The following is a 25,736-nucleotide window of genomic DNA, read 5'->3' on the forward strand; positions in this document are numbered from 1 at the left end:
TGCTCACACGCCCCATCAGGGTATTGTTCCGAGTGAACACACACGTGCTCCGGGGTCGGTGTAATTCCGAACCGGCGGTCATAGTCCGCGACCCGAAGCCCTCCGGGGCCGAGGTTGAACCGGTGAAATTCCGGTACCGACAGTCACAGTCTGGATGGGAGAAGCACGATGGTCGACATTTCGCGGTGACGCGAAAGATCGACCCTCATCACCCTCGGCAGCACCGACGCCGAGAGGATGACCGTGGAACTTCTGCGCTGGCTCGTTGACGCCTTCAACTCCCAGTGGATGCTGCCCGGCGGGCAAACGCTGCTGATCCGCGAAGTCGTCGGCAACATCTTCGGTCTCGCAAGCGCGCTCGGCGGCATGCGCCGCAGAATCTGGGCTTGGCCCGTCGGCATCGTCGGAAACCTGCTGCTTCTGACAGTGTTCCTCGGGTCGATCCTCAGCCCCGAACACTCCCTGCCGAATCTGCTCGGTCAGGCCGGACGCCAGGTCATGTTCATCGCGGTCGCGATCTACGGCTGGATCCGCTGGCGCCAGGCGAGAGCCGACAACGGTCAGGTGACCCCGCGCTGGGCGCCGAGCGGTGCGCGCATCGGTCTCGTCCTCGTCATGGTGCTCGGTACCCTCGCCCTCACGCCGCTGTTCCGCGTGCTCGGATCATACGAACCGGTGTGGGCGGATGCCTGGACCTTTGTCGGTTCACTCCTGGCGACGTACGGCATGGCCAAGGGATGGACGGAGTTCTGGCTCATCTGGGTGGCGGTCGACATCGTCGGCGTACCCCTGCTGTTCAGCGCCGGTTACTACGCCACCGGGTTCATGTACGTCTTCTACGGCGTCTTCACCGCGGTCGGCTTCGTCGTCTGGTGGCGGGCGCACACGAACGCCAAACCGAAGATCGACACGATCATGCCGGATCCCCGCGTGGTCGAAGTGGAGGACAATAGGGACTGATGTTCGACAGCCCCCTTTCCGCGTCTGCCTACGAGGTTCTCGGCGTCGACCCGACGGCGACAGACGATGAGCTGCGTCGCGCGTACCGGCTGAGGCTGCGTCAGACGCACCCAGACACCGGCGGTGATGCCGCCGACTTCATCCAGGTGCAGCGCGCCTGGGATCTCATCGGCACCCCCGAGGGCCGTGCCGCATATGACCGCGGGCACGGTTTCTCGGCAGCATCCGATGAACCGGGCTGGGACGGCTGGCAGCCGCCCCGCCCGCAGACCGACACGCGTCCGCGCGCTCGCTCGTACGGGCATCCGGGAGGCTGGCGACGCGAGCGCTACCTGCGACTGATCCGCGAGTGGGCTGGCCACGGCGTCGACGTGCCCGACCCCTATGACCCGGCACTGGTGCGATCCGCACCGCGCGAGGTGCGGCGGCTGCTCGCCGACGCCCTCGCCGAGGAAGCGACAGCGCGCACCGTCTCGGATCTCGGCATGGGATTCACCGTGTGGCACGACGTTCAAGCGGGGGCGGATGCCGATGCCAAGCTCGACCACGTCGTGCTCAGCCCGTCCGGGCTCTACGGCATCCTGTCTGAGGACTTCAGCGAGGTCGTGCGGTTCCGTCGTGGCGAGATCATCGGACGCGGCGTGGACGGTCGGGCGCCAGTGGCGACCCTGCTCGCCCGCATGCGCGTGATCGCCAAGGCCGCGCGCGTGCGCTTCGGCGGGGCGATCGTGGTGCTGCCGGATGACGATCTCGATCAGGCGATCAACGAGCTCGGCAAGGTGCGTGGCATCCCGGTGGTCGTCGTGCGGCGCAGCGCGCTGGCGACCGTACTCCGCCGCGGCGTGCCGGGTGCGCGCGACATCGGCGGCAACGAACTGTTCGATGTGCGCACCCGACTGCAGCAGACCGTGCGGTTCGTGTGAGGGTCACATCCTCCCGGGTTCTCGCCACGATCGAGGCGAAGGCAGCATCCGCCGGGTTCGCGCTCGATGATACGCAGCGCGAGCTGATCGCTGAGCTCGCACGCGTCACCCGCGCGGATGGCAGCCTGTTCATCCACGGGCCAGCCGGACGCGGGAAGTCGTGGATCGCGAACGCCTACTTCGACGCGTTGCCGACGCCGCGTAAGACCCGCGTGCACTTCCACGGATTTTTGGATGCTCTGCACCGCAGCATCCATCGCCGGCGCGACGAGCAGGATGCCGTCGAGCGCGCGATCGACGATGTCGTGGGCGATTCCCGCGTGCTGTTCTTCGACGAATTCCACGTGCACGATTCCGGGGACGCCCGGCTGCTCACCCGGCTGCTGGAGCACGTCTTCCGGCAGGATCTGATCGTGTTCGCCACGTCGAACTATGCACCCGAAGACCTGCTGCCGAACCCTGTCTGGCACCACATGTTCGAACCGGGAATCGCGCTCATCACCGAGAATATGCAGACGTTCGAGCTCGCTGGTCCGACCGACTACCGCGCCACCCCTCAAGATCATTCGAGCGGTTTCGCCGCCGGCACGTGGACGCACACCGTCCCAGAACCTGCGCCAGCCGAAGATGAGGCGACTTTCTCGCCTGTGCGGGGCCGCGAGTTTCCGGTGCTCGCGATCCGCGAAGACGAGCTGTGGATCTCGTTCCATCAGCTCTGCGAGACGCCGACCTCGACAATCGAGTATCTGGAGTGGGCGCGCATCCATCCGCGTTGGGTGGTGACCGACGTGCCCGCCTTCGATGTCGTCGACCGCGAAGCGCAGCAGCGCTTCATCAACGCCGTCGACGTGATCGCTGACCTCGGCGTTGCGACGACCTTCGTCTCGACGCACACGCTGCCCGAGTTCCTCGCCGCAGCGACCGCTCGGCCCGACGCCTTTCGCATGGTCAGCCGAATGCAGTTGCTGCGGCAAACCGCCGACAGACGAATGGCCTGACCCGCATACGGCCTGACCCGCATACGGCCTGACGCGCACACGGCCGGACGTGCACCGCTCAGACGCCGAGCGCTCGAGACGCTGCGAGGAACACCTCCCACTCGGCGCGCAAGGCCGCGAGGTTCTCCTGTCCGAGATCGGTGACCGAGTAGACCTTGCGAGCAGGGCCCGAAGCGGCTGGCTCCCACACGGCGGAGATCGCACCATCCGCTTCCATCTTCACGAGAGTCGGATACAGCTGGGCACCCTTGATCGGCTGGAGGCCCCCCTCGACGAGCGCCTGCGAGATGCCGTACCCATGTCGGGGCTGCGCCGCCAGCACGCTGAGGATCAACATCGGCAATGACGCTCGCTGCCAGGATGCGAGGCTCACTGCGCCTGTCCTCTCGGTCGATGCCGCCAGTTCATGTAACCGGTGACAACGCTGCTGATGAAGAGAAAGAGCATGGCGGGCTCCTTCCACGCACCGAAGGACCCGGTGAACGAAATCAGGACACACAGCATCAGCGGGACCCCGACGCCGAAGGAAGTGCTCCAGCGCCAGCGGCGTACTGCTGCGCTGTTGTCCTCAGCGGCCAGAGACCGCGCGAACGCGACCGGATGGCCGAACTCTCCGTAACAGTCCCCGTGCGCGGCAGCTCGAACACTGCGCTCATGCTCCCGAGCGGCCTTCTCGGAGATTCCGCGGCTGCGCATTGCGCCACGAAAGCGGGCGAGCCACTCGTCATCCGACCAGGCGGAACGGAGGGGCCGCCGAGGAACCGCGCGCGCCACCAGGAGTACAGCGACACCGGGCAGCACCATGGCAATCATCAGCATCCAGATCGGCACGTCGGCGAACAGCGTATGGTCGGGGTCCGCGTTCGCAGCCACGCCGACGCAGGCGAGCATGACCGCAACACCTCCGACGCCGAAGCCGATCGCCCATCTTGCTCTGCCGGCGATGAAGAGCGTCCAGGCGAGATTCGCGGCGATCGCTGCGGCGGCAATGCCGAGCACGACCCACAGTTGCCCGACGCCGATGTCGGTTCGCCACACACCGCGAGTCAACATCACCAGCGCACTCGAAGCGCCCAAGAACGTGAGGGCCGTGCCCGTGTAGGCGAGCGCCTGCCGCAGCCCGCCACCCTCTGAAGCGGCAACGGCTTCATCCTCAGTCCCGAGCGCACGAACATCTTCCCGGGCGATTTCCACCGGGTCGCCGAAGAGAACATCGGCAGACACGTCTGCCGCGTGCAGCGACGAAATCAGCTCACGCGCCCGTTCTTCGCGAGCCGCCGAGGGAACACGGGGGTGCGCGACGGCCACCATGTATCGCGAGGCCCACTTCTTGTCGCGCTCCGGCCAGTCATCGATTGACGCCATGCCCACCCCTAGTATCTAGATACATTTTGTATCTAGATACTGCATCATCTGTGGCGCGCTCGCAACTTCGGCAGCGCGTGCCAACGCGCCCCGCCTCACCAGCGGTTGTGCACGTCCTCTGCCCAGCCCTCCAGGCCGTCGATCGTGAGCCATTCGCCCTCATCGGTCTGCACCCGACCGGTGAAGACTCCAAAGCACTGGTGCGTCGTCGAGCGGATCAGCAGCAGGTTCGTGCGCGCATAGCGGTCATAGAAGGGCGTGAAAGTCAGTTCCATGCGGTCGGTGGTCATGCGCCACGGCGCCATCCAGTTCGACGGATCGAACTCCCACTCCAGCACTGTGGGGATCTTATGGACGCGGCCGTCGATCGTCACGCCGGTGTGCGAGATGCCATTGCGGAGGCCGTCTGGTCCTCCCCCGCCCAAGTTGATGCCGATCCGTTTGCCATCCACCTCGCCGACGGCGGCGCCCCAGTTCCAGTCCGTGCGGTATGGGCCGCGCGAGCGGGCATGGTCGAGCACGGCGAATCCGGATGCATCGTGCCGGACGCCGTCGATCGTGATCGTTCCGCTGGTGGGGCGGTCGACGTCCTTGACCGTGTAGTCGACGAGGAACCTACTGTGCGGTGACGCCAGCCCCATCGCCTCGTGCCCCGGGCGGGTTTCCGCGAGCACTTCGACCTGCACGCGCGGAGTGCTCGCGAGCAGTCTGGTGCCGGCATCCGAATCTTCAAAACGAAGATCTATCGTGCGCCCGCGCGAGGTGTTCACTCCGGCTCCGTGGGTTCCGGTCATCGAAAGCCCGCGGCCGAGCGGCGAGATCTCGAAGGCGTCGATCGCGGTGAGCGTCGCGCGCTCCAGCACCCACACCTGGCGGACGTTCGCGTAGTCGAGCCCGCCGATCGTGAGTGCGAAGATGTGCGTCGGGGTGACGATCCCCCAATACTCCCAACGTTTCGTGCGACCCCAGCCGTAGCATCCGCGTCCGACCCCGTCGGTGTCGTGCAGTTGCTGTCTCGCCCACCCGATGGATGCCGGATTCAACCGCCCTCGATCATCGGTGAGCCGAACCGGCTCGGTGATCTCGTGATCGCTCATCGCACGCTCTTGATCGGAATGACCGACAGTGCGCCCACGATCGCGAACACGATGCCGGCGATGAACACCGCGGTGTAGCTGCCGGTGATAGCGATCAGGGCCCAGACGATCACCGGGGTCATCGCCTGGGGAAGAGTCGTGGCGATGTTCAGGATGCCGAGGTCCTTCGCGGCTGCCTCCGCCTTGGGCAGCACCTCGTTCATCAGGGCTGAGTCGACGCTCATGTAGACGCCGTAACCGAGTCCGAAGATCGACGCGAGCGCGAACATGCCGCCGATGCTCGGTGCGAACAGAGGAATAGCGAGCGAGGCGGCCATGATCAGCGACGCCACGATCACGAAGATCTTGCGGCGCTGTATCCGGTCACTGATCTTGCCGGTGATGAATGCTGTCGCGAGGGCACCAACGAGCATCACGGCGGTCAGCGGCGTGCTCAGAGCGGTGGATTCTGCATCGGAGACGCCGATGTAGTCGCGCAGGATGTACAGCAGGTACGACTGCACGCTCTGGTACGCGAGGATCAGCAGGAAGCGGCCGGCGAACGCCCACCAGAAGTCGGGGTAGAGCTTCGGGCTGACGTAGAAGCTCGCGAAGAACTCCTTCCAGCTGAAGCGCGGAACCTCAAGATCGCGCGAGGAGAAGTCGCGGTTGAAGATGGTGAACAGCAGCGTGACCACGAGGATCACCGCACCGAAGGTGGCGTAGCCGATGCCGATGCTGTTCGCGAAGAATCCGGCGCCGGCGACGCCCAGGCCCATTCCGACGAACGTCCCCATCGCCAGGACTCCCGATGCCACCCCGAAGCGCTCGCGCGGGATGCGGTCCGGGACGATTGCGGCCTGCGCGGTGGCGACCGCGTTCAACGCGAGCATGACGAGCACCCAGTAGACGCCGAGTGTCCAGAGCTGGCCGGCGCCGGAGAGCAGCACCATGCACAGCGCAGCGGTGGCGGCGCTGATGACCATCCACGGCGCACGCCGGCCGAAGCGGCTGCGGGTGCGGTCGGAGAACGCGCCGATGAGCGGGTGGATGATGATCGCACCGATCGAGGCGGCAGTCATCACGATCGCCAGGTTGGCGACCTTGTTCGCCGGGTCGATCTGCTGCACCTGGTCGGGGATGAAGATGACCATGAAACTCGCGTAGCAAGCCAGGAGTGCGGCGTTCATGACGAACAGCCACGTCATCAATCGACGGTCGGTCGTACGCGGTGGTGCGGGCAGCACAGTGCTCATGGGTCTTCCTCCTCCGCGGCTTCATCGCCGCAGCGCCTCACGCATCTCACCGTCGGGCACAGCGAGTGCGAGACTCACAGTATGCCCGAAAATGCCACGTTGCAAAACGGATGGCACGTATCGCCATATAACATTCAGGAGTGACCAGCACCGACCCGATCGCCGATATCTCCATCGGCGGCGAAATGATCCGCCTCGGCCAGTTCCTGAAGTTCTCGGGACTTCTCGACTCCGGCGGCGACGCCAAAGAGGTCATCATCGACGGGTACGTCAGCGTCAATGGCGAAGAGGAGCGGCGGCGCGGACGCCAGCTGCACGACGGCGATCTGGTGTCGTTCGAGGGGCGCACGGTTCGCGTGAGGCCCTGATCAGCCCTTCGTCAGATCCTCGGCGAGCATCACGAGAATCCCGCTCGGACCGCGGAGATAAGTGAGCTTGTAGACGTCCTGATAGTTCGCGACACCTCGAAGCGGGTAGCATCCGTGTCGGGCCGCGACCTGGAGCGCTTCGTCAATGTCGTCGACGGAGAAGGCGACGCGATGCATGCCGATCTCGTTGGGAAGAGTGGGTTCGGTCTCGATCGCTTCGGGGTGGATGTACTCAAAGAGCTCAATGCGGCCGTGGCCGTCTGGCGTCTCGAGCATCGCGATCTTCGCGTGATTGCCGTCGAGCCCGACGGCCGTATCGGCCCATTCGCCACTGACGGTGTCGCGTCCGACCACGGTGAGTCCGAGGTCTGTGAAGAACGCGATCGTCGCTTCGAGGTCGCGCACAGCGATCCCGACGTTCTCGAACCTGATGGACATGCGGCCAACGCTACCGAGGACCGTCCAACGTCACCAGGGGATGCGACGATTCCGATGGGCACGGCTGCGAGGATACCTACGGTCGAGTCAGAGAAGTGACAGTTCTCGGAGTTGCCGGCGGGACGTAATACCGAGCTTTCGGAAGATGTTGCGCAGGTGGGCTTCGATCGTGCGCGGGCTCAGGAACAGCTGCGTCCCAACTTCCCGAGATGTCGCGCCCGTGGCGACCAGCCTCGCCACGTGCAGCTCGTGAGATGTGAGCTCGTCGGCAGGTTGGGCGGTCCGCTTGCGCGGAAACTCCCCGGTGGCGTTCAGCTCGCGCTCCGCACGCGCGGCAAATGCCTCTGCGCCCATGCTCGACAGCAGGTCATGAGCGGTGCGCAACTGCTTCCGGGCGTCCTGACGTCGCCCTGCACGGCGTAGCCATTCTCCGTAGACGAGGTGGGCACGCGCGGCTTCCGCGGCCAGCCGTGACTCCTCGAGGCGCGCAATCGCCTCGAGATAGTGTTCCTCAGCGGCGGGCCCGCTGATAGTCAGCGCCCGTGAACGTGCCTCGAGACCGAGGGCCCACGACGTCCCGCAAGCACGCGCGCGCAAACTCAACTGCTCGAGAGCAAGCGCCGCGCGATCGGGGTCACCTGAGCGAACGGATGCCTCGATCAGCTCAGGAAGGGCCGTGGTACTTAGCGACAGCTCGCCTGAATCGCGCGCCCATGCGGCAGCCTCCTGCGCGAGCGAATACTCACCGAGCCCGTTGTGGAGCACCGCCATCGCGTACTTTGCCAAGGCGACCTCGACCCCGTCTTTGGGGTAGCTGACATCATGGGACGTCAGCTCGTTCAACTCGGTCGCCGCAGCGCGATCGCCACGCCAGGCGGCCAAGATAACGTGTGCGTGACGTAGCGGCACACCACCGGTCGATTCACTGATCGCGGTCGCTTCTGCGGCCAGTCCGCTGGCGTGAGAGAGTTGACCGCTGATGACCAGGACGTTGGCCTGGAAGCTCAAGGCGGCGGGGAGCGCGGTCAGGTCACCGGCAGAACGCGCCAAGTCGACGTTGCGGGCAGCCAATAAATGGGCGAGATCATCCTCGAGGATTCCGACGGCGACTCGACCCGCCAGCCAGAGCCATGAGCGGCTGTGATCGTCCGGCACACTATCTTCGGCCGTGGCGTCGCGGAACGCCTCCAGCGCGGGCCGAAGCTTGGGGATGCCTTCGGCGAACCCCCGCCTCACTGCCACTGCGATCCCGTCCAGAAGCAGATCCACGGGTCGCATGGGGATCCCTGGTTCGGGAGCTACGAGAGCCGCCTCGGCAATGCTTGCCGCAACACGGCCGCCGTTAATAATCGCCGCGTCGAGCGCGTGAAGATACGTCTCGCGAGACAGAGCAGCGTCCAGCGGCGCGAGTTTCTGAGCAGCGTCCAGCAGCATCTGCGGCACGTCCCGCCCACGCGTGAGGTGAAACGCGACCTGGGCACGCAGCCGCTCAAGACGTGCGCGCTGCAGGGCATCCAGTGGGCCGGTCATCGCTAGCGCGAGCAATGTCAGCGCGGCCTCAGAGGCACCGGCCTGATGCTTGGCGTGCGCTGCTTCCAGTGCCCGTCTGGCACGGTGGATCGGCTCCGGAGACAGCTCGGCTGCTTGCTGAAGAAACGCAGCGGCGGCGGCCAGACCTCCACGTGCACGCGCACGGTCGGCAGAACGCTCCAACTCCGTGGCGACATCCTCGTCGGTTCCCAGTACCGCCTGTGCGCGATGCCAGGCACGCCTGTCTGGGTCTGTCCCCGGCTCGGTGACGGCAGCGAGCGCGGAGTGCGCCTGTCGGCGGTCCGGGGGCGTCGCGGCTTGGTAGACCGCGGAGCGCACGAGCGGATGCCGGAACCGCACACGCGTGTCAATCTCCAGCAATCCGGCGGTTTCGGCAGCTGCCGCTGACTGCGGGTCGATCCCCAAGTGCGCAGCAGCACGCCGCAGAAGTGCCGTGCTGCCGGTTGGGTCGGCCGCGGCAACCAGCAGCAGCATCTGTGTCTCAGGCGGCAGGCCACCTGAGCGGCGCTGGAAGCTGTCCTCGATGCGACGGGGAACGCTCGCCACGTCAGGCAGTTCAAAGCCGCCGGCGCGTTGTGCTAACGGTGCGCTCAGAGGAAACTCCAGCAGCGCCAGAGGGTTGCCATGCGCCTCGGCCACGATCCGGTCGCGCACCCGACCATCCACGGGTGTGTGGATGACGCCGGCAAACAGCGTTCGCGCATCAGTCTCGCCGAGTCCGCGCAGCTGCAGTTCGGGCAGACCAGCGAAAGCGAGTGACTCACCGCCCGACTGGTCACGCAACGCGAACACCAACGCCAGACGCTCAGCCGCCAACCGCCGCGCCACAAACGCTAGTACCTGCGCGGACGCTTGATCGAGCCACTGCGCATCGTCAACGAGACAAACCAGCGGACCTTCCTCTGCAACCTCAGCGAGGAGGTTGAGTGTGGCCAACCCGACCAGGAATCGGTCTGGTGCGGTGCCGTCCCGTTGCCCAAATGCCACACCGAGGGCAGCCCGTTGAGGTTCGGGTAGCGCATCGACGCGATCCAGTAACGGCCCACACAGTTGGTGGAGGCCGGCGAACGCGAACTGCGACTCAACTTCCACGCCGATCGGAGACTCCACGCGAAACCCCAATGAAGCCGCCGTATCACGGCCAAATTCGAGCAACGCAGTCTTCCCGATCCCGGCCTCCCCGCGCACCACAAGCACGCCGCTTCGCCCCGCTCGCGCGTCGGAGAGGAGCCCTTCGACTGCTTCGCGCTCGGCGCGTCGGCCCAACAGGTCGACCAAGGCAGCTCCTCTCAGAGCACGTTGGCGCTCATATTACGCAACTGTCACCGATGCGAACAGTGCAAGCCAGCTGTAGCCGGCCGCGCGCCGACTGAGGAAGCGGAGGTTCTACCGACGCGAACGCCGCACCTGCGGTGCGAGCCTGACATTACGACGAACTGGCGCGACTGAATTGCCGCACGTCATCCATCCGAAATGAACCACAGAACGGACGAGAACATGGGAATCATCACCGTTGGCACTGAGAACAGCACGCCGATCGAGCTCTATTACGAGGATCAGGGGGTAGGTCAGCCCGTAGTCCTGATCCATGGGTATCCGTTAGACGGACACAGCTGGGAGCGTCAGACGCGCGTACTGCTCGCCGCGGGGTACCGCGTCATCACCTATGATCGTCGAGGTTTCGGCCGGTCCTCAAAGGTCGGATTCGGCTACGACTACAACACGTTCACGGACGATCTACACAACGTGCTGGAAAGCCTCGACCTCCACGAGGCCGTGCTCGTCGGATTCTCGATGGGCACGGGCGAACTCGCCCGCTACGTCTCCAGACACGGACACGAACGGGTCGCGAAGCTTGCGTTCCTCGCTTCGCTGGAGCCCTTCCTGGTCGCGCGCGACGATAACCCCGGGGGCGTGCCGCGGATGGTTTTCAACGAAATCGAAGCAGCCGCGAGAAGCGATCGCTTCGCCTGGTACTCGCAGTTCTTCGCCGACTTCTACAACCTCGACGAGAATCTGGGCAGTCGCATCAGCATGGAGGCGGTTACCGCGAGCTGGAATGTCGCCATCTCCAGCTCTCCCGTCGCAGCCTACGCCGTCGTCCCCTCGTGGATCGAGGACTTCCGCACCGATGTTGCCGCAGTCCGCGCCAGTGGCAAGCCGAGCCTGATTCTGCACGGCACCGCCGACAGGATCCTCCCTATCGACGCCACTGCCCACCGCTTCCGCCAGGCGCTGCCCGACGCACAGTATGTCGAAGTTGACGGTGCCCCGCATGGGTTGCTGTGGACACACGCTGAAGAGGTCAACGTGGCTTTGCTCGCATTCCTCGACTCGACCCGTGAAGCGCACAGAGACGTCTCCGACAAGACTCTGCTGAGAGTACCCGGAAGGGTCTAGGAGACGTCATGGCCTGGAGCACTCGCGAGCTTGCTGACATGGCGGGCACGACGATGAACACTATTCGGCATTACCATCGGCTCGGCCTGCTCGACGAGCCTGAACGCAGGCACAACGGATACAAGCAATACGGGGTGCACCACCTCGTGCGCGTACTCCGAATCCGACGACTGGTCGAGCTGGGAGTACCGCTTGCGAAGGTGGGGCCCGTCGGCGCGAGCGATGAGGGCATGCCGGATGCGTTGCGCGCGGTGGACGCGGAACTGGCGGCACGCATCGCGCGTCTGCAACAGGTGCGGGCTGATATCGCTGAGATCTTGCGCGATGACGCACCGGCCGATGCGCCCTCGGGGTTCGCGTCGGTGGCAGCGCACCTGTCTGATTCGGACAGCTCGATCGTCCACATCTACACCCAGCTCTACGACGAGGACGCGCTCGCAGATCTGCGGCGCATGGTGGAGGTGGATGCTGATACCGATGCTCTCGGGGACGAGATCAAACGACTTCCCGCGGATGCGGATGAAGCGATCCGGCAGCGGCTCGCCGAACGGCTTGCACCTGCGCTCGCACGGAACCTGATCGATTATCCATGGCTTTCAGACCCGGCGGGGCATCTGTCGAAAAGCGAGCGCGTGACGCAGCAGACATTCATCGAGGCGATTGCGGAGCTCTACAACCCTGCCCAGATTGATGTCCTCGCTCGCGCAGGCATCCTCGCCCGCGACGCCGGCCAGCACATGCACCCCGGAGCGACTTGACCTTGTTCTGAGAACACGGTTTCTAATAAGGGTCAACTCGAGAACCGCTCGGGTTTATCGACACGACAAGAAAGGAAATCCAGATCATGAACTTCTTCCAGGATCTCATCAGCAACCTCCAAAATCTCGTGGCCCAGGTGCCCGAGATTATTCAGCCACTAGTGATCATGCTTGCCGGCGCGATCCCCGCCATCGAAGGGGATATCGCTGCCGTGATTGGCATTGTCGGCGGACTCAACCCGGTCGTCGCGGGACTCGCCGGCGCCGCGGGAAACTTCGCCACAGTCCTCCTCACGGTGCTTCTCACGTCGCGGGCACGCAGCGCCATCGTCAACCGCAGGGAACGGGTCAACGCGGCCGCGGGGGCCATGGAATCCACGGCATTCGGCAGCAGCCAGCCCGCAACAGCGCAGCAACTGGCGGCAGCGACATCTACCAAACCCGAGTCAAAGGGCCGCGCAAAGGGCCGCGAACGCCTCAACAACTGGTTCGTTCGCTTCGGAGTTCCCGGTGCGAGCCTCCTCGGCCCGCTGGCGCTCCCCACCCAGGTCACGTCCGCGATCCTTGTTGCGAGCGGATCACCCCGAGCGTGGGTCCTGCTTTGGCAGGCTGCGGCCATCGTTCTCTGGACGACGATCTCCAGCGTCTCGGCCTGGCTCGCTCTCACGGTCGTCTTCCTGGTGTGAGCCGGGGTGCGCATGGAATGGAACTACACGATGTACCAACTTCGACCGGGCGACATAGCCCTACCACCGACCAGATCCATCGACCTGAAGGGAACCGACTCGATGATTGACGTGCCTAGAGGCCCACAACCGGCCTCCTCGAAAAGTACAGATGAATCAGCGCTGTCTGGGAATCCGACGCTGGCAGAAGACCTGTTGCTTCTCCTGTTTCAACCCGGGATCGGGGCAATCGCCGGTGAGGGCACGCTGTACTACGTGCTCGCGGGCGCCGTGCTCACCGACCTCGCCCTCGGTGAGCACGTTCGGACCGGCAGCGGACGAACCGGGGGGACGATTGTGGAGGCCATCGCCGAGAGCCCGCCGGCTGACCACCTACTTCGTGCCAGTTGGGAGTATGTCGCAGAGAAGCCGCGAGGTGTGCAAACCGTGCTCGCTGCGGTAGGCCCCACTCTGCGGGAGCCGCTGCTGGACCGACTCGTCGAACGCGGAGACATTCAGCGAGTGGCCCGCAAGACATTGGGCCTATTCAACAGCTCCGCGCTCAAGGATGGCAACGGACACCGCCGTGACAAATTGCTCGCCGATGTCCGAGCCGTGCTCGTCGACGGAGCACCGGCGACACCCCGCGTCGCGGCGCTCGCGGCGCTGCTCTACGGGAGCGGAACCCTGCCCCAGTTCGACCGCGATATCCCGTGGACATCTCCGATGATCACGCGCGCCGCGGAGCTCACGGCAGGAAACTGGGGCGCGGATGCTGTGACGAACGCTGTGACGCGTACCGTCACAGCGACGATCGTGAACAGTGTCGTCGTCGCCGCAGCCGTGTTACCTCGCGGATGACCGCTTATCGCTCTGAATGGACCTCGTCATGCATCTGCTGACTATCTTTTCCCACCCCTTCCGCGACAGGTACCCCGCGGCTGTGATGGATTCCTTCCATGATCCGTTCATGCGGGCGGGCCATACGATCGACGTGCTGGACCTGCACCGAGAGCAGTTCGATCCGAGGTTCACCGCGGAGGATCACGCCCATTTTTGGGGTGGTCCAGTCCCGCCCGGGATCGAAGAAATACATCGACGGGTCGAGGAGGCTGACCGACTCGCGTTCGTCTTCCCCGTGTACTGGTGGTCGATGCCCGCCCTCATGAAGGGGTGGATAGAGCGGGTGTTCACGGCGGGTTGGGCATACCAATACGGTAGGGGAGTCGAGGACCGAGGCAGAGCGCCGCTTCACGGGCTCCTTCCATCGACACCCACAGTGCTCATCGGTGTCGGCGGCTCGAAACAGACCACGTACGAAAAGTACGGTTACGACGACGCGATGCGCACACAGTTGGACGTCGGCATCTTCGCCTACTGCGGAATCAACGATGTCGAAAGCCATCTAATTTACGATGTAGAAGGCGACCACAACGCGCCGAATCGAGAAGCGGCACTCGTACAGGCTCACGAGATCGGACGCTCATTCGCTGCTTCTGACAGGACAACCCGTCATGCGAAAGAGGAACACCTCGAGCGTCGGCGCACACAGGGCGCTACTGTCAATTTCCGGCCGCGGTAGGTCTCGTCAACTGGCGCGCCTGGGTCCGATACTGCGCGGGAGAGACGCCGATCACGCGGTGAAATGCGGTGCTGAACGCGCTCTCAGACCGGTACCCGGTCTCACGTGAGAGCTCAGCGATCGACAGGGTGTCGCGAGCGAGAGCATCACGGGCGAGACTCATACGCCATTGGATGAGGTATTCCAACGGCGGCACCCCCACGCTGCTTCTGAAGGCTTGGGCAAATGCGGAGCGCGACATATGGCTGATTCCGGCGAGCTCTGTGAGATTCCAGGAGTGCGCCACGTCCGAGTGCATCGCGCGCAGCGCGCTACCGATGCCGTCCTCGTTCAGAGCACCCAGCCACCCTGTGGGGCGGTCTGTCTGACCGGCATGAACGCGCAGCATGTGCACAAGCAGGATCTGAGCAAGGTGATTCTGCACGAGTGCGCCGCCGACTGCGGCGATCGTGACTTCAGTGGCAAGAAGATCGATCAGCTGTGCGAGCCGTTTACCCTGAGGGTCAGCGGCACGCACGATCACGAGCGGTGGCAAGAGATCGGTGAGGAGCGCAGCGTTGCTGTCGTCGAATCCGATGTGTCCGACGCAGAGGTAGAGGTCTTCTTCGACCTCCTGGCCAATCCGCACAAACCCGTCTTCGGCATCAGCCCACACCGGCTCCGCGGGACGCGGGGTCGCGTCGAGCGTGCTGGCCAGCACGTAGGACGGCGGGTTGCCCAGCAGAAAAGTATCCCCCTCCTTCAGGAGCACGGGTTCGTGCCCATCAAGGATTAACCAGCACGTTCCTCGCACAAGACCGCCAATGCGCACGTGCAGGAACGTGTCGAACCGTAACGCCCAATCCCCCGCGGCGCGAAGATTGGGTCCCACCACCGTGCGGGGCCGGAGCAGGCCGATCGCGTCGGCCATAGGGTCCTGAAATCCGAGCATCGAGCACCCCCTATGGACGATCTGTAAAGAATGGTGGACTTCTATTGATCAATAGTACCTATTTCCCCTGCAGTATGGGTGCTGATCACATCGACCGAGAGTGACGGAGACACACAGTGTTGGAGACGCACATGGGACAACTTGAGGGCAAGACTGCAATCGTCACAGGCGGCAGCACAGGGATCGGCCTGGCCACCGGTGTTCGGCTGGCGGACGAAGGCGCGCACGTATTCATCACCGGTCGGCGCAAGGCCGAGCTGGAAGCGGCCGTCGAGACCATAGGACGAGATCGAGCCACTGCGGTCGTCGGCGACATCGCCGTGATGGCAGATTTGGATCGCCTATACGAGACGGTCCGGACACGGGGGAAAGGCCTGGACGTGCTCGTTGCGAACGCGGCGATCGGAGCGTTCGCGACCCTGCAACAGACCACAGAGGAACATTTCGATCAGACCTTCGCGATCAACACCCGCGGCACGCTTTTCACCGTGCAGAAGGCACTGCCATTGCTCAACGATGGGGCATCAGTGATCCTGACCGGTTCAACCGCGGCTGACCGAGGCATGGACGCATTCGGCGCATACGCCGCGTCAAAAGCAGCCGTTCGGTCGTTCGCGCGAACGTGGTCCACCGAGCTGAAGGACCGCGGCATCCGTGTCAATGTGATCTCGCCAGCCTGGATCGAGACTCCCGGCGGGACCGCCGCTTTCGGGGACGAAGAGACCGCCCGAGCCGTTATGGAGAATGTCGCCGCGACCGTGGCCAAGGGCCGCATGGGCCGGCCTGAGGAAGCGGCCGCCGTCGTGGCCTTCCTGGCCTCGGAACAGAGCAGCTACGTCGTAGGCGCGAACCTCTACGTCGACGGTGGAGAGAATCAGACCTAACAGATGCGTGGCGGCTGAGTGCTCACCTGGTGCCGTAACGCCGCCACCATCACTCCTTCGAGACAGGGCCATCCACGCCCAGATGCCGCCGAAGCGCGGCGGAGATGTCATCGAGATGAGCGAGCTGCTGCGGGGTGAGAGCCTCGACGAAGAGCTCGCGCACCGCTCGCAGGTGCGGAACGGATCCGGTCCGAAAGGCCGCTCGACCAGATTCCGTCGCGGTGACATCCACTCCGTGCACATCGTCAACACAGGGCACTCGCCCAATCAGCCGGCGCTTCTCCATCCGTCCCAAGTGATGCGAAAGTCGACTGCGCTCCCATCCGATCAGCGCCGCCAGCTCCGAAGACCGCAGAGTGCGCCGCGGCGCCTCTGTCAGAGCGAGCAGCACCTGATAGTCCCCCGCCGACAGCGACGACTCGCTCTGCAAACGACTGTCCAGGCGTGCGCGCAGCGTGTTGGCCGTCTCGATGTAGTCCCGCCAGATGCGCAGTTGCTCTCGCGTGGGCATCGTCCGGTGATTCTCGGCCATCTCGTCTCCCTGGAATAGATACGTCAATACCCATGTTGCAGCATTGACACGTCAACTCGGATGGCCCGATGACGAGAAGGGCGCTGATGATGGCAATTCAGATCGGTGACATCGAGTTCGGACTGAACTCCTTCGGCGACATCGCCACCGACGACGGGCGAGTGCTGTCGGATGCTGAAACGCTCCGGTTGCTCGTCGATGAGGCGCAGCTGGCAGAGTCGGTCGGGCTCGATGTGTTCAGCGTCGGGGAGCACTACCGGGAGGGCATGGTCGACGCGGCCACTCCCGTGATCCTCGCCGCCGCGGCGCAGGCCACATCGACCATCCAGCTGGGAACATCGGTAACCGTCCTTTCGACGCAGGACCCGGTCCGGCTTTATCAGCAGTTCGCAACCGTTGATGGCCTTTCCAACGGACGGGCGCAATTGGTGCTCGGGCGCGCATCGGCGATCGAGTCGTTTCCGCTGTTCGGATACGACATCGCCGAGTACGAGCAGATCTTCAACGAGAAACTCGACCTGTTCCTGCGGCTGATGCATGAGGATCGTGTCACCTGGACGGGCCAGTATCGTGCGCCACTTGAGAACGTGCGCCTGCATCCGCGGATGCCGCAGGGAGGGATCCCCGCGTGGATGGGAATCGGCGGGAGCCCCGATTCCGTCGTCCGCGCGGCACGGCACGGCCTGCCACTGATGATGGCCATCATCGGCGGACGCCCCGACCGCTTCGCCGGGCACGCCGAGCTGTATCTGCGCGCTCTCTCGCAGTTCGGACGAGCGGAACTGCCGATCGGTCAGCACTCCCTCGGCTTCATCGCCGACACCGATGAGGAAGCAAAGAACATGCACTGGAAGTACTGGCAGCCCGTTGTCACCGCACTGAGCAAGGAGCGCGGGTTCTACCCGCCCACCGCCGAGCGGTACGAGATTGAGGTCGACACCGGGGCGCTGTTCGTCGGATCACCAGAGACGGTGGCGCAGAAGGTCGCAAGCAACGTCCGCTCCAATCATCTGTCCCGCTTCGATCTGAAGTACGACCTGCTGCATCTGCCGAAGGGCGCTCGTGAGCACAGCATCCGCCTCTTCGGCGAGCGCGTCGCGCCTCGAGTGCGCGAGTTGCTCGACGAGAATCCCAGCGAATGGCACCTCACCGGACGCGCTCCTGAAGAGATCGTCAAGGGCGGCAAAGCCGTCCATGCCTGAAATCACGAGACCTGAGATCACGAGAAGAAAGAGATCATGAGCGACTTCACCCAGCTCGAGTTCGGCATCGATACGTTCGGAGACCTGCCCCGCGATGACCAGGGCAATGTCGTCTCATATGGTGCAGCGATTCGCGCCACCGTGGCGGAAGCGATACTCGCCGATGACGTGGGAATCGACGCGGTTGCGATCGGAGAGCACCATCGCCCCGAATTTGCGATCTCCTCTCCGGAGACTGTGCTGGCGGGGATCGCCACGGCGACCGAGCGCATCCGGCTCGGATCCGGCGTCACTGTACTGTCTTCCGACGACCCGGTGCGAGTTTTCCAGCGCTTCGCGACCGTTGACGCTCTGTCGAACGGGCGCGCGGAGATCATCCTTGGGCGAGGATCCTTCACGGAGTCCTTCCCGCTTTTCGGTTATGACCTCTCCGACTACGAGCTGCTCTTCGAAGAGAAGATCGACCTGTTCCACGCCCTACTCGACGAGAAGCCCGTCACCTGGGAAGGGACGACACGCGCCGCGCTGCAGGAGGCGGATGTCTTCCCGAAGACGGATTCGGGCCGGCTGCGCACGTGGGTGGGCGTCGGTGGCTCACCGCAGTCCGTGCTCCGCACAGCGCACTACGGGTTCCGGCTCATGCTCGCCATCATCGGCGGCGCACCCGCCCGCTTCTCCCCGTATGTCGATCTGTATCGGCGGGCGACCGAGCAGCTGGGCACCACTGCCTACCCGGTGGGTATGCACTCCCCCGGCTTCATCGCCGAGACAGACGAAGAGGCGAAGGAGATCTTCTACCCCGGGTACAAGGTGGTCCGAGACCGGATCGGTGCGTTGCGCGGCTGGCCGCCCCTGACTCGCTCCGACTTCGAGGCCGACGTTGAGCACGGGTCGCTGTACATCGGCTCGCCGGAGACTGTCGCTCGAAAGATGGCGAGCGCCATCCGCACCCTGGATGCCGGTCGGTTCGACCTCATCTATTCAGCCGGCGGCGCGATGTCCGCGAGCGCACGCCTTCGCACCGTCGAGCTGTACGGCAGCAAGGTGATCCCGATGGTGCGTGAACTGCTTGCTGAGACGCCCGCACGATCGTCCGTGACCGGAGAGGCCTTTCGGCGATGAATGAGAGGAGCGATATGGACACCAACTCCCGCGGCGGCACGACCATCGGCATCCTCGGAGCTGGCAAGGTCGGCACGGCACTTGCCCGCCTTGCCGTCAGCGCAGGTTACCGCGTGCTCATCGCCGGCTCTGGAGACCCAGAGCGGATCGCGCTCACGATCGAAGTACTCGTGCCGGGGGCGACCGCCGTCCGCCCAGAAGAGGCTGCCCGAGAGGCCGACATAGTCGTGCTCGCCCTCCCTCTTGGAAAGTACCGCCGCATTCCGGTGGCCGAGCTCGAAGGCAAGCTCGTGATCGACGCCATGAACTACTGGTGGGAGACGGATGGCATCAGAGACGACTTGAATGACCCGCGCACGTCGACGAGCGAGATCGTCCAAGAGTTTCTTTCCGGCTCACGCGTCGTGAAGGCGCTGAACCACATGGGGTACCACGACCTTGAGGAAGAGGCCCAGCCTGCCGACTCCGCAGACCGAAAGGCCATTGCGATAGCCGGGGACCGGGACATCGACCTCATACGCGTCGGAGAGTTCATCGACGTGTTGGGGTTCGACCCGATCATCACCGGGCCACTTGCCACAGGTGTCCTCCTACAGCCGGGAAACCCCACGTTCGGCGCCAACCTCCCGATCGATGATCTTCGCGAACTCATCGACCTCGCCGCCGCCGAGCGCTCTCCCACTCGCACCGCGCTCTGAACCGGCCAGCTCGTCCCGCGCCCGGCACCCCACTACCCATGCACCCCCAACTGGGCGAGGGCGGGCTCGGCTCCGCGCACCGTGATGGACCATTCGGGCCTGACGAATGATGACTTCTCGAGACGCACCCGTTGCTCGTCGACGGGTTCTCCGGTGCGCGGCGAGACCCGGGTGACTCCGTTCAGCTCGTAGCCGAGCTTCTTCGAGACGGTGAGGGATGCTTCGTTCCAGCTCGCGGCGCCCGATTCAGCCCACTCGGCCTCGAGCACATCGAATGCGAACATCAGCAGCGCTGCGCGCATCTCAGTTCCCAGCCCGCGGCCGTGCACCGACTGGGTGAGCCAGGATCCCGTGCCCACCGTGCGCCGACTGGCGAAGTCATACGCGGAGAGGTCCTGCGACCCCACCACGCGGCCCTCGAAATGGACGGCGAATGCGACGGTCCAGTGGTGCGGAGCGACGCGGTTGCGCAAGCTCCACTGAAACGCGGCAAGGTTTCGGGGAAGATCGCGGGGATCGGCGTCGGTCCACGGGACACTGAACGGCGTGCGCTCGGGTTCATGAACACCGTCGAGCGCGGCCTGCGCGAGTCCGGGCAGATCGGCGTCCCTGACCGGCCGCAACACCAACCGCGGAGTCGTGATCTCCAGCCCGAACAGCGGCCAGATGTCTTCCAGTTCCATGCGGGAACACTACTCGCCCGGGACCCGCGGCTGAAATCTCACTCGTCGCGCAACGGGACGAAGCTGTAGAGTCCGGCATCCGTGCGGCTGCGTACGCGACCGTCGAGCCTGTCGACCACTGTCATCAGGCCGCCGATCGGGGCGATCATGCGCCCCTGCTCTGCCAGTTGCGAGACGAGGTCATCGGGCATCCGCTCGAAATCGGCGGAGACGAGGATGCGATCGAACGCGGCGGATGCCGGAAGACCGAGGACTCCGACGGTCGCAGCTTCGATGCTGGCATCAACACCGGTCGCCTCGAGTCGTTCCCGTCCGAACTGCACCAGCTCGGGAATCCGTTCGACTCCGATGACGGTGCCGCTTGGGCCGACGATGCGGGCGAGGATCGCGGTCGTCCAGCCGGAGCCGCTGCCGACATCGAGCACGCGATCGCCTGGTTGCGCGGCCAACAGATCCAGCATCCGCGCGACCGTCGATGGCTGCGAGTTCGTGGCATCCCACCCGATATGAACCGGACGATCGGAGTCGGCAAGGTGCCGAACGGCATCCGGCAGAAAGTCGGCACGCGGGATAGCGATCATCGCGGCGCGCACGCGCTCGCGTGTCTCGTCACTGACCATGATGTTGGGCATGCGGCGGATTCTACGCCGGACGACTGCGTTCGTGAACGCCTCCCTGACGCATGCTTCGGCAGCGGCTTCCGGCTCGCCCGGCGAGGGGTCTTACTGAGCGACGGCGTTGCGTCCTGCCGACCGGTTCGTGACTTTCCGGTTGTGGAGGGTGATGACTATCAACGCCGCGACCGGGCCGGTCAGGACAACAATGAAAGGCCAGTACCAGGCGATCGTGCCGAGCAGAACCGCTCCGAGAACGATGAGACCCGCGCCCAGGGCGCGCAGCGCGACTGAACCGCTTGGGATGGCCGCGGCGTTTCGGTGGAACAGGATTTTGGTGACCGGGTTCGCTCGCAGGGTCATCCCGAGCGCGACGTGGAACAGCACGACTCCGACTATTGCCGCGACTCCACCGTACAAGACCATGTTCTCGAAGCTATCAAGGACGCTTGCGCGGGGTGTGCGCACCGGAACTACCGAGTGAGGGTGCCGACTAGCGGCGGACCTAAGGTCCAGCTGGAAACGTGCCCTCGGCGCTTGCAACCAGCACGAGCGCAGACACGCGACCGATAGGGTGCAACCATGACGAAGCAGACGGTGGCCAAAGGAGCATCGGGCGCAAAGACGCCGCCCATCGGAAGGCGCGGGGCCGCAGAGATTCCGACATACCAGCGCGTTCTGTTCGGGGTGCTGGGGATCGCGTCTGCCGCGGGGGGAGCCTTGCTGTTACTGCGCAACGGTTCTCCGGAACTCGGCGGCACGGCCCTCGTGATCATCGCGGCGCTCTTCCTCGCGCTCATGGTGATCGGACGCCTCCCGAAGATGCTTGAGATAGCCGGTGTCCCGCTTGAATTTGACCAAGACGAAATGTCTGAGTTCCTCCGCACGTTGCGGGCAGCCGTCGACGACGACACCGTCGTGGAGCTTGAGGAACAGCTCAAGAACATGAGCGGCAACACTAAGGCCTTCAAAGATGCGCAGAAGGAGGCAGATCTGGATCCGGAATCAAGTGCGCCGACCACCGAGGCACGCCCCACCGTCGCGAAAGCCAAAGACCCCGCATGGCTGTCTTCGCTTAAGCAGGGAGCGGGAGTGGCGACGGTCGAGAAGAATGCCCGCGTCCCCGGGGGTACAGGAAGCGGCCGGGGGCAACCGCCGGTGGTCGATCATCTGGTGCGCCAGGGCGATCAGCCCACGCTGGTACTTGAGAAGATGTCGGCGTGGAACGAAAGCACCTTGAAGGTGCTCGGAAGACGACTGAATCGCGTCATGTGGAACCTTCCGACGATCGAAAAACTGATCGTGATCATGCCCGGTGACGGCATGACCGATGCCGAGGATTGGCGCAAGAGTCTCTGGGGCAACGACGTAAACCCCAAGGTCGAGGTGCTCGCTGAAGGCAGCAATGAAGCACTTGCCGTTGAAGACTGGGTCGAGTCATTGCCACCGAGGCCGAAAAGCGAGGCTGGTTCGGATCCGCGGTCCAACTGAAGCTCCCGCCGACCGTAAGCGGCTGACCATTCAGTACCGCAGCGCTTCCTGGTCGAGGTTGTCCGAAACTTCGTCCGGAAGCAGGCGCGGTCGCACCGCGTTGGCGGAACGGGATGCCGCAAAGGTTCTCCAGAACCGGCCTTCGGCAACGGGTTCGGTGCGCCCGAGCTGCCGCTGCTGGCTGTCAGAGCAGCTTTCGCTCGAAGACCACGTTGAGTGGCGTGAATCCCTCCGCCTCGAAGAATGCGTGAGCGCTCGTATTGAAGGACCACGAGTCGAGTCTCATGGCATCAACGCTCTCTGCTCGTCCGATAGCCACAGCAGCGTCGATCAGTTCCTGACCGATGCGCCGACGCTGCAGGGCAGGGTCAACCGCGATGTGGTGCACGTACAGGCTCTTGGACGCATGCCGGAATGGATTCGCCGGTCGCGCACTAATTTCTGCGAGCAGGTAGCCGGCGGCCGCACCGTCAAGTTCTGAGATGAGGAGGATCGCCCCGTTGGCCAGTTGCTCAGCAAGGAATGCACGCAGCACCTTGCCTCTACTGCTCTGCGTACCGACACGACCGAAGCCTATTCACTGTGGCCGTCTACGGTCGGTCACGCATCAATCAGTACCGCCGCAAACGATCGTTTATGGCAGCTTGAGCGGATCGCGACGCTCGGCCGCCGATGACGTTGACCGCAACACCTTGGGCCGTGTGGGTGCGGACCTCCTAGGCGTTGAGCGAAGAGCGAATCCAATCGTTGGCCCCGGCGGGATATAGAGGCACAGTGAGGCCCGCGTCGTCGAATGGGCGCCACACCACAGGCACTATCGAACCGTCTGACTCGGTGAGTGTCCCTCCTTCTTCGGCAGGTGTCGGATCGAGCGTGCCGGAGTACAAAGCGACGATTTCGTGACCGACCTCTCCGTTAAAGCGAAAGATGTTCTCGATCATGCCGAGGTGGTTGAGACCAACAATGCGCGCTCCAAGCTCCTCATTCACTTCGCGGACTATCGCCTCCCGATGCGTCTCGCCTAGCTCGACACTCCCTCCGACCAGCCGATGATATCCAGCCGGATTCTCCACGGTTGGGGCGTTGACGCTAACGAGATGACGAGAGCCATCGGGGTCAGGTACAACCAGCATGGCCTTGACGCGAATGTAGGAACGATTAACCGACATGTCTCCATCATCCAGCTTCATCCCCGCGGCTGCCGAAATCGGTCGTTTTGGGCAGGTCACCGATCGTCGCTCGAGGTCCGTCCAACCCGCCAGTTAAGTGGTTGCCGAAACGGGCCGCGCGACGTTTCCGGCAGACAAGTCGAGGCGTGAGTCCGGAACGCAACTACTGACATGTCTCGTGAGACAAGTCGTCGGCACCGGGTGGTCTCGTTCGTCACAGATTCCGGAGGCTTCGCGTCTCGGTCGCTGTCAACTCGAGCGAGAAGGGACAGTACGTCACCGCAACGATTCCGCGCTAGTTTGCGGATTCGCAGAATCGTCCGCAAAGTCGCGTGGAATCCGCAATCTATACGCGGAACCTACGCTCAGTTGAAGTCCCCGCCAGGCGCCATATCCATGAACCTTGAGTAGTGACCCTGAAATGCCAGGTTGATCGTCGCGGTCGGGCCGTTACGGTGCTTGGCTACGATCAGGTCGGCCTCACCCGGGCGAATGTCCTTGTCGTAGACCGAGTCACGATGCAACAGGATCACCATGTCGGCATCCTGCTCGATCGACCCGGACTCACGAAGGTCGCTGATCTGCGGCTTCTTGTCCGTGCGCTGCTCAGAACCACGGTTCAGCTGCGACAGTGCGATGACCGGCACCTGCAACTCCTTCGCGAGCAACTTCAGCGCACGCGAGAACTCCGAGACTTCTTGTTGGCGCGACTCGACGCGCTTGCCGCTCGTCATCAGCTGCAGGTAGTCGATGACGACCAGGCGCAGGCCCTCGCGCTGCTTGAGGCGGCGGCACTTCGCACGGATCTCGACCAGCGTCATGTTCGGGCTGTCATCGATGAAGAGGGGCGCGTCGTTGATGCGTCCGCGGGTCGCAGCGACCGTCGTCCAGTCGCGCGGATCGAGCGATCCCTTGCGCATGTGCTGCAGCGGAATCGCGCCCTCTGCGCTGAGCAGACGCATCGCGATCTCGCTCTTGCCCATTTCGAGGGAGAAGAAGACTGCGGGCTGGTTGTGCCCGATCGCCGCAGCACGAGCAAAATCGAGCGCGAGCGTCGACTTGCCGACAGCGGGCCTCGCTGCCACGACGATCATCTGACCGCCGTGCAGACCGTTCGTCAGCTCATCGAGTTCTTTGAACCCGGTGGGCACGCCCGTCATCGAGCCGTCACGGCCACTGGCCGCCTCGATCTCTTCCATCGCAGCATCCACCGCAACAGTCAGCGGAACGTAATCTTCCGCGGTCTGCGTACCGGAGACCGCGTAGATCTCGGCCTGCGCGTTATTGACAAGATCGGTCGCATCGCCCTGGCCGTCATAGCCAAGCTGCACGATGCGCGTGCCCGCATCGACGAGGCGGCGCAGGATCGAGCGCTCGGCGACGATGCCGGCGTAGTACCCGGCGTTCGCCGCGGTCGGCACGATCGAGGTGAGCGTGTGCAGGTAGTCGGCGCCACCGGCGCGTCCCAGCTCACCGGTCTTGATCAACTCGTCAGTGACTGCGACAACGTCGGTGGGCTCACCGTGCGAGTACAGGGTGAGGATCGCTTCGAAGATGAGCTCGTGCTTGGGGATGTAGAAGTCGGCGCCCTTGAGCGTCTCGATCACATCGGCGACGGCATCCTTCGACAGAAGCATTCCGCCCAGGGTGCTCTGCTCGGCGAGGAGGTCGTGCGGCGGCACGCGCTCCGGTTTGCGCTGTCCTCCGAGACGGTCCTCCGAGATGTCGGCAATCGACACGGTGCTCCCTTCGGTGCGCTGGTGGCTGATGCGGCCCGGGATCGGGCCCGCAACCCTTGCGACCGCGGTGTCCTCTGCGGTCGAAATGAGCGAACCACACACCACCGACATCTGGTCGCTCGTCCACGCTACGAGCGACCTCATCCACACGCAACATGGCCTGTGGATAACCCTGTGGACAGTTTGCGGAGAACGTGGGAGTGTCTGTGTAAAACAGGTGTGGATAACCCTGTGGTGACAGGTGGATTTTTGCCGATTTATTCGCTCTGATCAGCGGTTTAGAGTTTCCCCAGCCTGTGGATGAGATTCTGTTTAAACACCTGATTGAAGG

Annotated in this window: 28 protein-coding genes and 1 riboswitch; of the genes, 14 read left to right on the forward strand and 14 right to left on the reverse strand. The window is 64.1% G+C overall.

The annotated features are described in order from the left end of the window. Positions 1-41: 41 nt before the first annotated feature. A riboswitch (FMN riboswitch) is annotated at positions 42-170 on the forward strand. Between the two features lie 73 nt (positions 171-243). From pnuC to zapE, 3 genes are read left to right on the forward strand one after another with little or no spacing between them, the layout of a single operon-like run. Continuing rightward, positions 244-960 (forward strand): nicotinamide riboside transporter PnuC, encoded by a 717-nt coding sequence (pnuC, locus tag ACSU1L_RS07980; protein WP_438254270.1) that lies wholly within the window; start codon positions 244-246, stop codon positions 958-960. After that, positions 960-1,883 carry a J domain-containing protein gene (locus tag ACSU1L_RS07985; protein WP_439255357.1) on the forward strand — a complete coding sequence of 308 codons (924 nt, stop codon included), beginning with the start codon at positions 960-962 and terminating at the stop codon, positions 1,881-1,883. The genes pnuC and ACSU1L_RS07985 overlap by 1 nt, the downstream gene beginning before the upstream one ends. Further along, positions 1,880-2,881: a cell division protein ZapE gene (zapE, locus tag ACSU1L_RS07990; RefSeq protein WP_439255358.1), complete on the forward strand. Its 1,002-nt coding sequence runs from the start codon at positions 1,880-1,882 to the stop codon at positions 2,879-2,881. The genes ACSU1L_RS07985 and zapE overlap by 4 nt, the downstream gene beginning before the upstream one ends. A 58-nt stretch (positions 2,882-2,939) precedes the next feature. Here the strand turns inward: zapE and ACSU1L_RS07995 are convergent, their stop codons facing one another. The 4 genes from ACSU1L_RS07995 to ACSU1L_RS08010 all read right to left on the reverse strand — a co-directional run bounded on the left by ACSU1L_RS07995 (position 2,940) and on the right by ACSU1L_RS08010 (position 6,578). Next, positions 2,940-3,254: a PadR family transcriptional regulator gene (locus ACSU1L_RS07995; protein WP_439255359.1), complete on the reverse strand. Its 315-nt coding sequence runs from the start codon at positions 3,252-3,254 to the stop codon at positions 2,940-2,942. Then, on the reverse strand, positions 3,251-4,246 hold the full coding sequence (locus tag ACSU1L_RS08000; protein WP_439255360.1) for a hypothetical protein: 996 nt from the start codon (positions 4,244-4,246) through the stop codon (positions 3,251-3,253). The genes ACSU1L_RS07995 and ACSU1L_RS08000 overlap by 4 nt, the downstream gene beginning before the upstream one ends. Before the next feature lie 95 nt (positions 4,247-4,341). Then, a complete protein-coding gene (locus ACSU1L_RS08005; protein ID WP_439255361.1) occupies positions 4,342-5,343 on the reverse strand; it encodes a DUF2804 domain-containing protein in 1,002 nt (333 codons plus the stop codon). Next, positions 5,340-6,578, reverse strand: a complete 1,239-nt coding sequence (locus tag ACSU1L_RS08010) for an MFS transporter (protein ID WP_438253736.1) — start codon at positions 6,576-6,578, stop codon at positions 5,340-5,342. Before ACSU1L_RS08010 ends, ACSU1L_RS08005 begins: the two co-directional genes overlap by 4 nt. 140 nt (positions 6,579-6,718) lie before the next feature. Here ACSU1L_RS08010 and ACSU1L_RS08015 point away from each other — a divergent pair, with 140 nt between their 5' ends. Next, on the forward strand, positions 6,719-6,946 hold the full coding sequence (locus tag ACSU1L_RS08015) for an RNA-binding S4 domain-containing protein (RefSeq protein WP_439255362.1): 228 nt from the start codon (positions 6,719-6,721) through the stop codon (positions 6,944-6,946). Here the strand turns inward: ACSU1L_RS08015 and ACSU1L_RS08020 are convergent, their stop codons facing one another. Both ACSU1L_RS08020 and ACSU1L_RS08025 read right to left on the reverse strand, forming a co-directional pair. Further along, positions 6,947-7,384: a VOC family protein gene (locus ACSU1L_RS08020; protein WP_439255363.1), complete on the reverse strand. Its 438-nt coding sequence runs from the start codon at positions 7,382-7,384 to the stop codon at positions 6,947-6,949. An 87-nt stretch (positions 7,385-7,471) separates the two neighbouring features. Further along, on the reverse strand, positions 7,472-10,213 hold the full coding sequence (locus tag ACSU1L_RS08025) for an ATP-binding protein (protein WP_439255364.1): 2,742 nt from the start codon (positions 10,211-10,213) through the stop codon (positions 7,472-7,474). 219 nt (positions 10,214-10,432) lie between these two features. Here ACSU1L_RS08025 and ACSU1L_RS08030 point away from each other — a divergent pair, with 219 nt between their 5' ends. From ACSU1L_RS08030 to ACSU1L_RS08050, 5 genes are all read left to right on the forward strand, one after another. Next, entirely contained in the window at positions 10,433-11,335 is a 903-nt protein-coding gene (locus ACSU1L_RS08030) for an alpha/beta fold hydrolase (RefSeq protein WP_439255600.1), read from the forward strand. Positions 11,336-11,343: 8 nt separating this feature from the next. Beyond that, positions 11,344-12,093 carry a MerR family transcriptional regulator gene (locus tag ACSU1L_RS08035; RefSeq protein WP_439255365.1) on the forward strand — a complete coding sequence of 250 codons (750 nt, stop codon included), beginning with the start codon at positions 11,344-11,346 and terminating at the stop codon, positions 12,091-12,093. Positions 12,094-12,179: 86 nt separating this feature from the next. Beyond that, positions 12,180-12,779 carry a small multidrug efflux protein gene (locus ACSU1L_RS08040; protein ID WP_439255366.1) on the forward strand — a complete coding sequence of 200 codons (600 nt, stop codon included), beginning with the start codon at positions 12,180-12,182 and terminating at the stop codon, positions 12,777-12,779. 102 nt (positions 12,780-12,881) lie between these two features. Further along, positions 12,882-13,619: a GOLPH3/VPS74 family protein gene (locus ACSU1L_RS08045; protein WP_439255367.1), complete on the forward strand. Its 738-nt coding sequence runs from the start codon at positions 12,882-12,884 to the stop codon at positions 13,617-13,619. Between the two features lie 16 nt (positions 13,620-13,635). Beyond that, positions 13,636-14,340, forward strand: coding sequence for an NAD(P)H-dependent oxidoreductase (locus tag ACSU1L_RS08050; protein WP_439255368.1), 705 nt, complete (start codon positions 13,636-13,638; stop codon positions 14,338-14,340). Here ACSU1L_RS08050 and ACSU1L_RS08055 read toward each other — a convergent pair. Next, entirely contained in the window at positions 14,321-15,271 is a 951-nt protein-coding gene (locus ACSU1L_RS08055; RefSeq protein ID WP_439255369.1) for an AraC family transcriptional regulator, read from the reverse strand. The two genes, ACSU1L_RS08050 and ACSU1L_RS08055, sit on opposite strands and share 20 nt — an antisense overlap. Before the next feature lie 131 nt (positions 15,272-15,402). On the opposite strand from ACSU1L_RS08055, the gene ACSU1L_RS08060 reads away from it, so the two are divergent. Next, complete coding sequence (locus ACSU1L_RS08060) at positions 15,403-16,155, forward strand: SDR family NAD(P)-dependent oxidoreductase (RefSeq protein ID WP_439255370.1); 753 nt, start codon at positions 15,403-15,405, stop codon at positions 16,153-16,155. Positions 16,156-16,204: 49 nt separating this feature from the next. Here the strand turns inward: ACSU1L_RS08060 and ACSU1L_RS08065 are convergent, their stop codons facing one another. Continuing rightward, entirely contained in the window at positions 16,205-16,687 is a 483-nt protein-coding gene (locus tag ACSU1L_RS08065) for a MarR family winged helix-turn-helix transcriptional regulator (protein ID WP_439255371.1), read from the reverse strand. Between the two features lie 86 nt (positions 16,688-16,773). Here ACSU1L_RS08065 and ACSU1L_RS08070 point away from each other — a divergent pair, with 86 nt between their 5' ends. The 3 genes from ACSU1L_RS08070 to ACSU1L_RS08080 are packed head-to-tail and all read left to right on the forward strand — an operon-like array spanning position 16,774 to position 19,709. Then, on the forward strand, positions 16,774-17,889 hold the full coding sequence (locus ACSU1L_RS08070) for an LLM class flavin-dependent oxidoreductase (protein WP_439255372.1): 1,116 nt from the start codon (positions 16,774-16,776) through the stop codon (positions 17,887-17,889). 36 nt (positions 17,890-17,925) lie between these two features. Further along, entirely contained in the window at positions 17,926-19,011 is a 1,086-nt protein-coding gene (locus tag ACSU1L_RS08075) for an LLM class flavin-dependent oxidoreductase (protein ID WP_439255373.1), read from the forward strand. Next, the gene (locus ACSU1L_RS08080) at positions 19,008-19,709 is read left to right on the forward strand and encodes an NADPH-dependent F420 reductase (RefSeq protein ID WP_439255374.1); all 702 of its coding nucleotides are present in this window, start codon (positions 19,008-19,010) and stop codon (positions 19,707-19,709) included. The genes ACSU1L_RS08075 and ACSU1L_RS08080 overlap by 4 nt, the downstream gene beginning before the upstream one ends. A 32-nt stretch (positions 19,710-19,741) precedes the next feature. On the opposite strand, the gene ACSU1L_RS08085 is transcribed toward ACSU1L_RS08080, so the two are convergent. The 3 genes from ACSU1L_RS08085 to ACSU1L_RS08095 all read right to left on the reverse strand — a co-directional run bounded on the left by ACSU1L_RS08085 (position 19,742) and on the right by ACSU1L_RS08095 (position 21,432). Continuing rightward, positions 19,742-20,392, reverse strand: a complete 651-nt coding sequence (locus ACSU1L_RS08085) for a GNAT family N-acetyltransferase (RefSeq protein WP_439255375.1) — start codon at positions 20,390-20,392, stop codon at positions 19,742-19,744. Positions 20,393-20,430: 38 nt separating this feature from the next. Next, positions 20,431-21,024, reverse strand: a complete 594-nt coding sequence (locus tag ACSU1L_RS08090) for a protein-L-isoaspartate O-methyltransferase family protein (protein WP_439255376.1) — start codon at positions 21,022-21,024, stop codon at positions 20,431-20,433. 90 nt (positions 21,025-21,114) lie between these two features. Continuing rightward, positions 21,115-21,432 carry a hypothetical protein gene (locus ACSU1L_RS08095; RefSeq protein ID WP_439255377.1) on the reverse strand — a complete coding sequence of 106 codons (318 nt, stop codon included), beginning with the start codon at positions 21,430-21,432 and terminating at the stop codon, positions 21,115-21,117. A 156-nt stretch (positions 21,433-21,588) separates the two neighbouring features. Here ACSU1L_RS08095 and ACSU1L_RS08100 point away from each other — a divergent pair, with 156 nt between their 5' ends. Further along, positions 21,589-22,497, forward strand: coding sequence for a hypothetical protein (locus tag ACSU1L_RS08100; RefSeq protein ID WP_439255378.1), 909 nt, complete (start codon positions 21,589-21,591; stop codon positions 22,495-22,497). A 184-nt stretch (positions 22,498-22,681) separates the two neighbouring features. Here the strand turns inward: ACSU1L_RS08100 and ACSU1L_RS08105 are convergent, their stop codons facing one another. The 3 genes from ACSU1L_RS08105 to dnaB all read right to left on the reverse strand — a co-directional run bounded on the left by ACSU1L_RS08105 (position 22,682) and on the right by dnaB (position 25,405). Continuing rightward, positions 22,682-23,032: a GNAT family N-acetyltransferase gene (locus ACSU1L_RS08105; RefSeq protein WP_439255379.1), complete on the reverse strand. Its 351-nt coding sequence runs from the start codon at positions 23,030-23,032 to the stop codon at positions 22,682-22,684. A gap of 181 nt (positions 23,033-23,213) precedes the next feature. Next, positions 23,214-23,687 carry an NUDIX domain-containing protein gene (locus tag ACSU1L_RS08110; RefSeq protein WP_439255380.1) on the reverse strand — a complete coding sequence of 158 codons (474 nt, stop codon included), beginning with the start codon at positions 23,685-23,687 and terminating at the stop codon, positions 23,214-23,216. A 344-nt stretch (positions 23,688-24,031) separates the two neighbouring features. After that, positions 24,032-25,405 (reverse strand): replicative DNA helicase, encoded by a 1,374-nt coding sequence (dnaB, locus tag ACSU1L_RS08115; protein ID WP_438253721.1) that lies wholly within the window; start codon positions 25,403-25,405, stop codon positions 24,032-24,034. Positions 25,406-25,736: the final 331 nt, after the last annotated feature.

Origin of the sequence: Microbacterium sp. A94 (assembly GCF_051842855.1) — a bacterium.
Classification (GTDB): domain Bacteria; phylum Actinomycetota; class Actinomycetes; order Actinomycetales; family Microbacteriaceae; genus Microbacterium.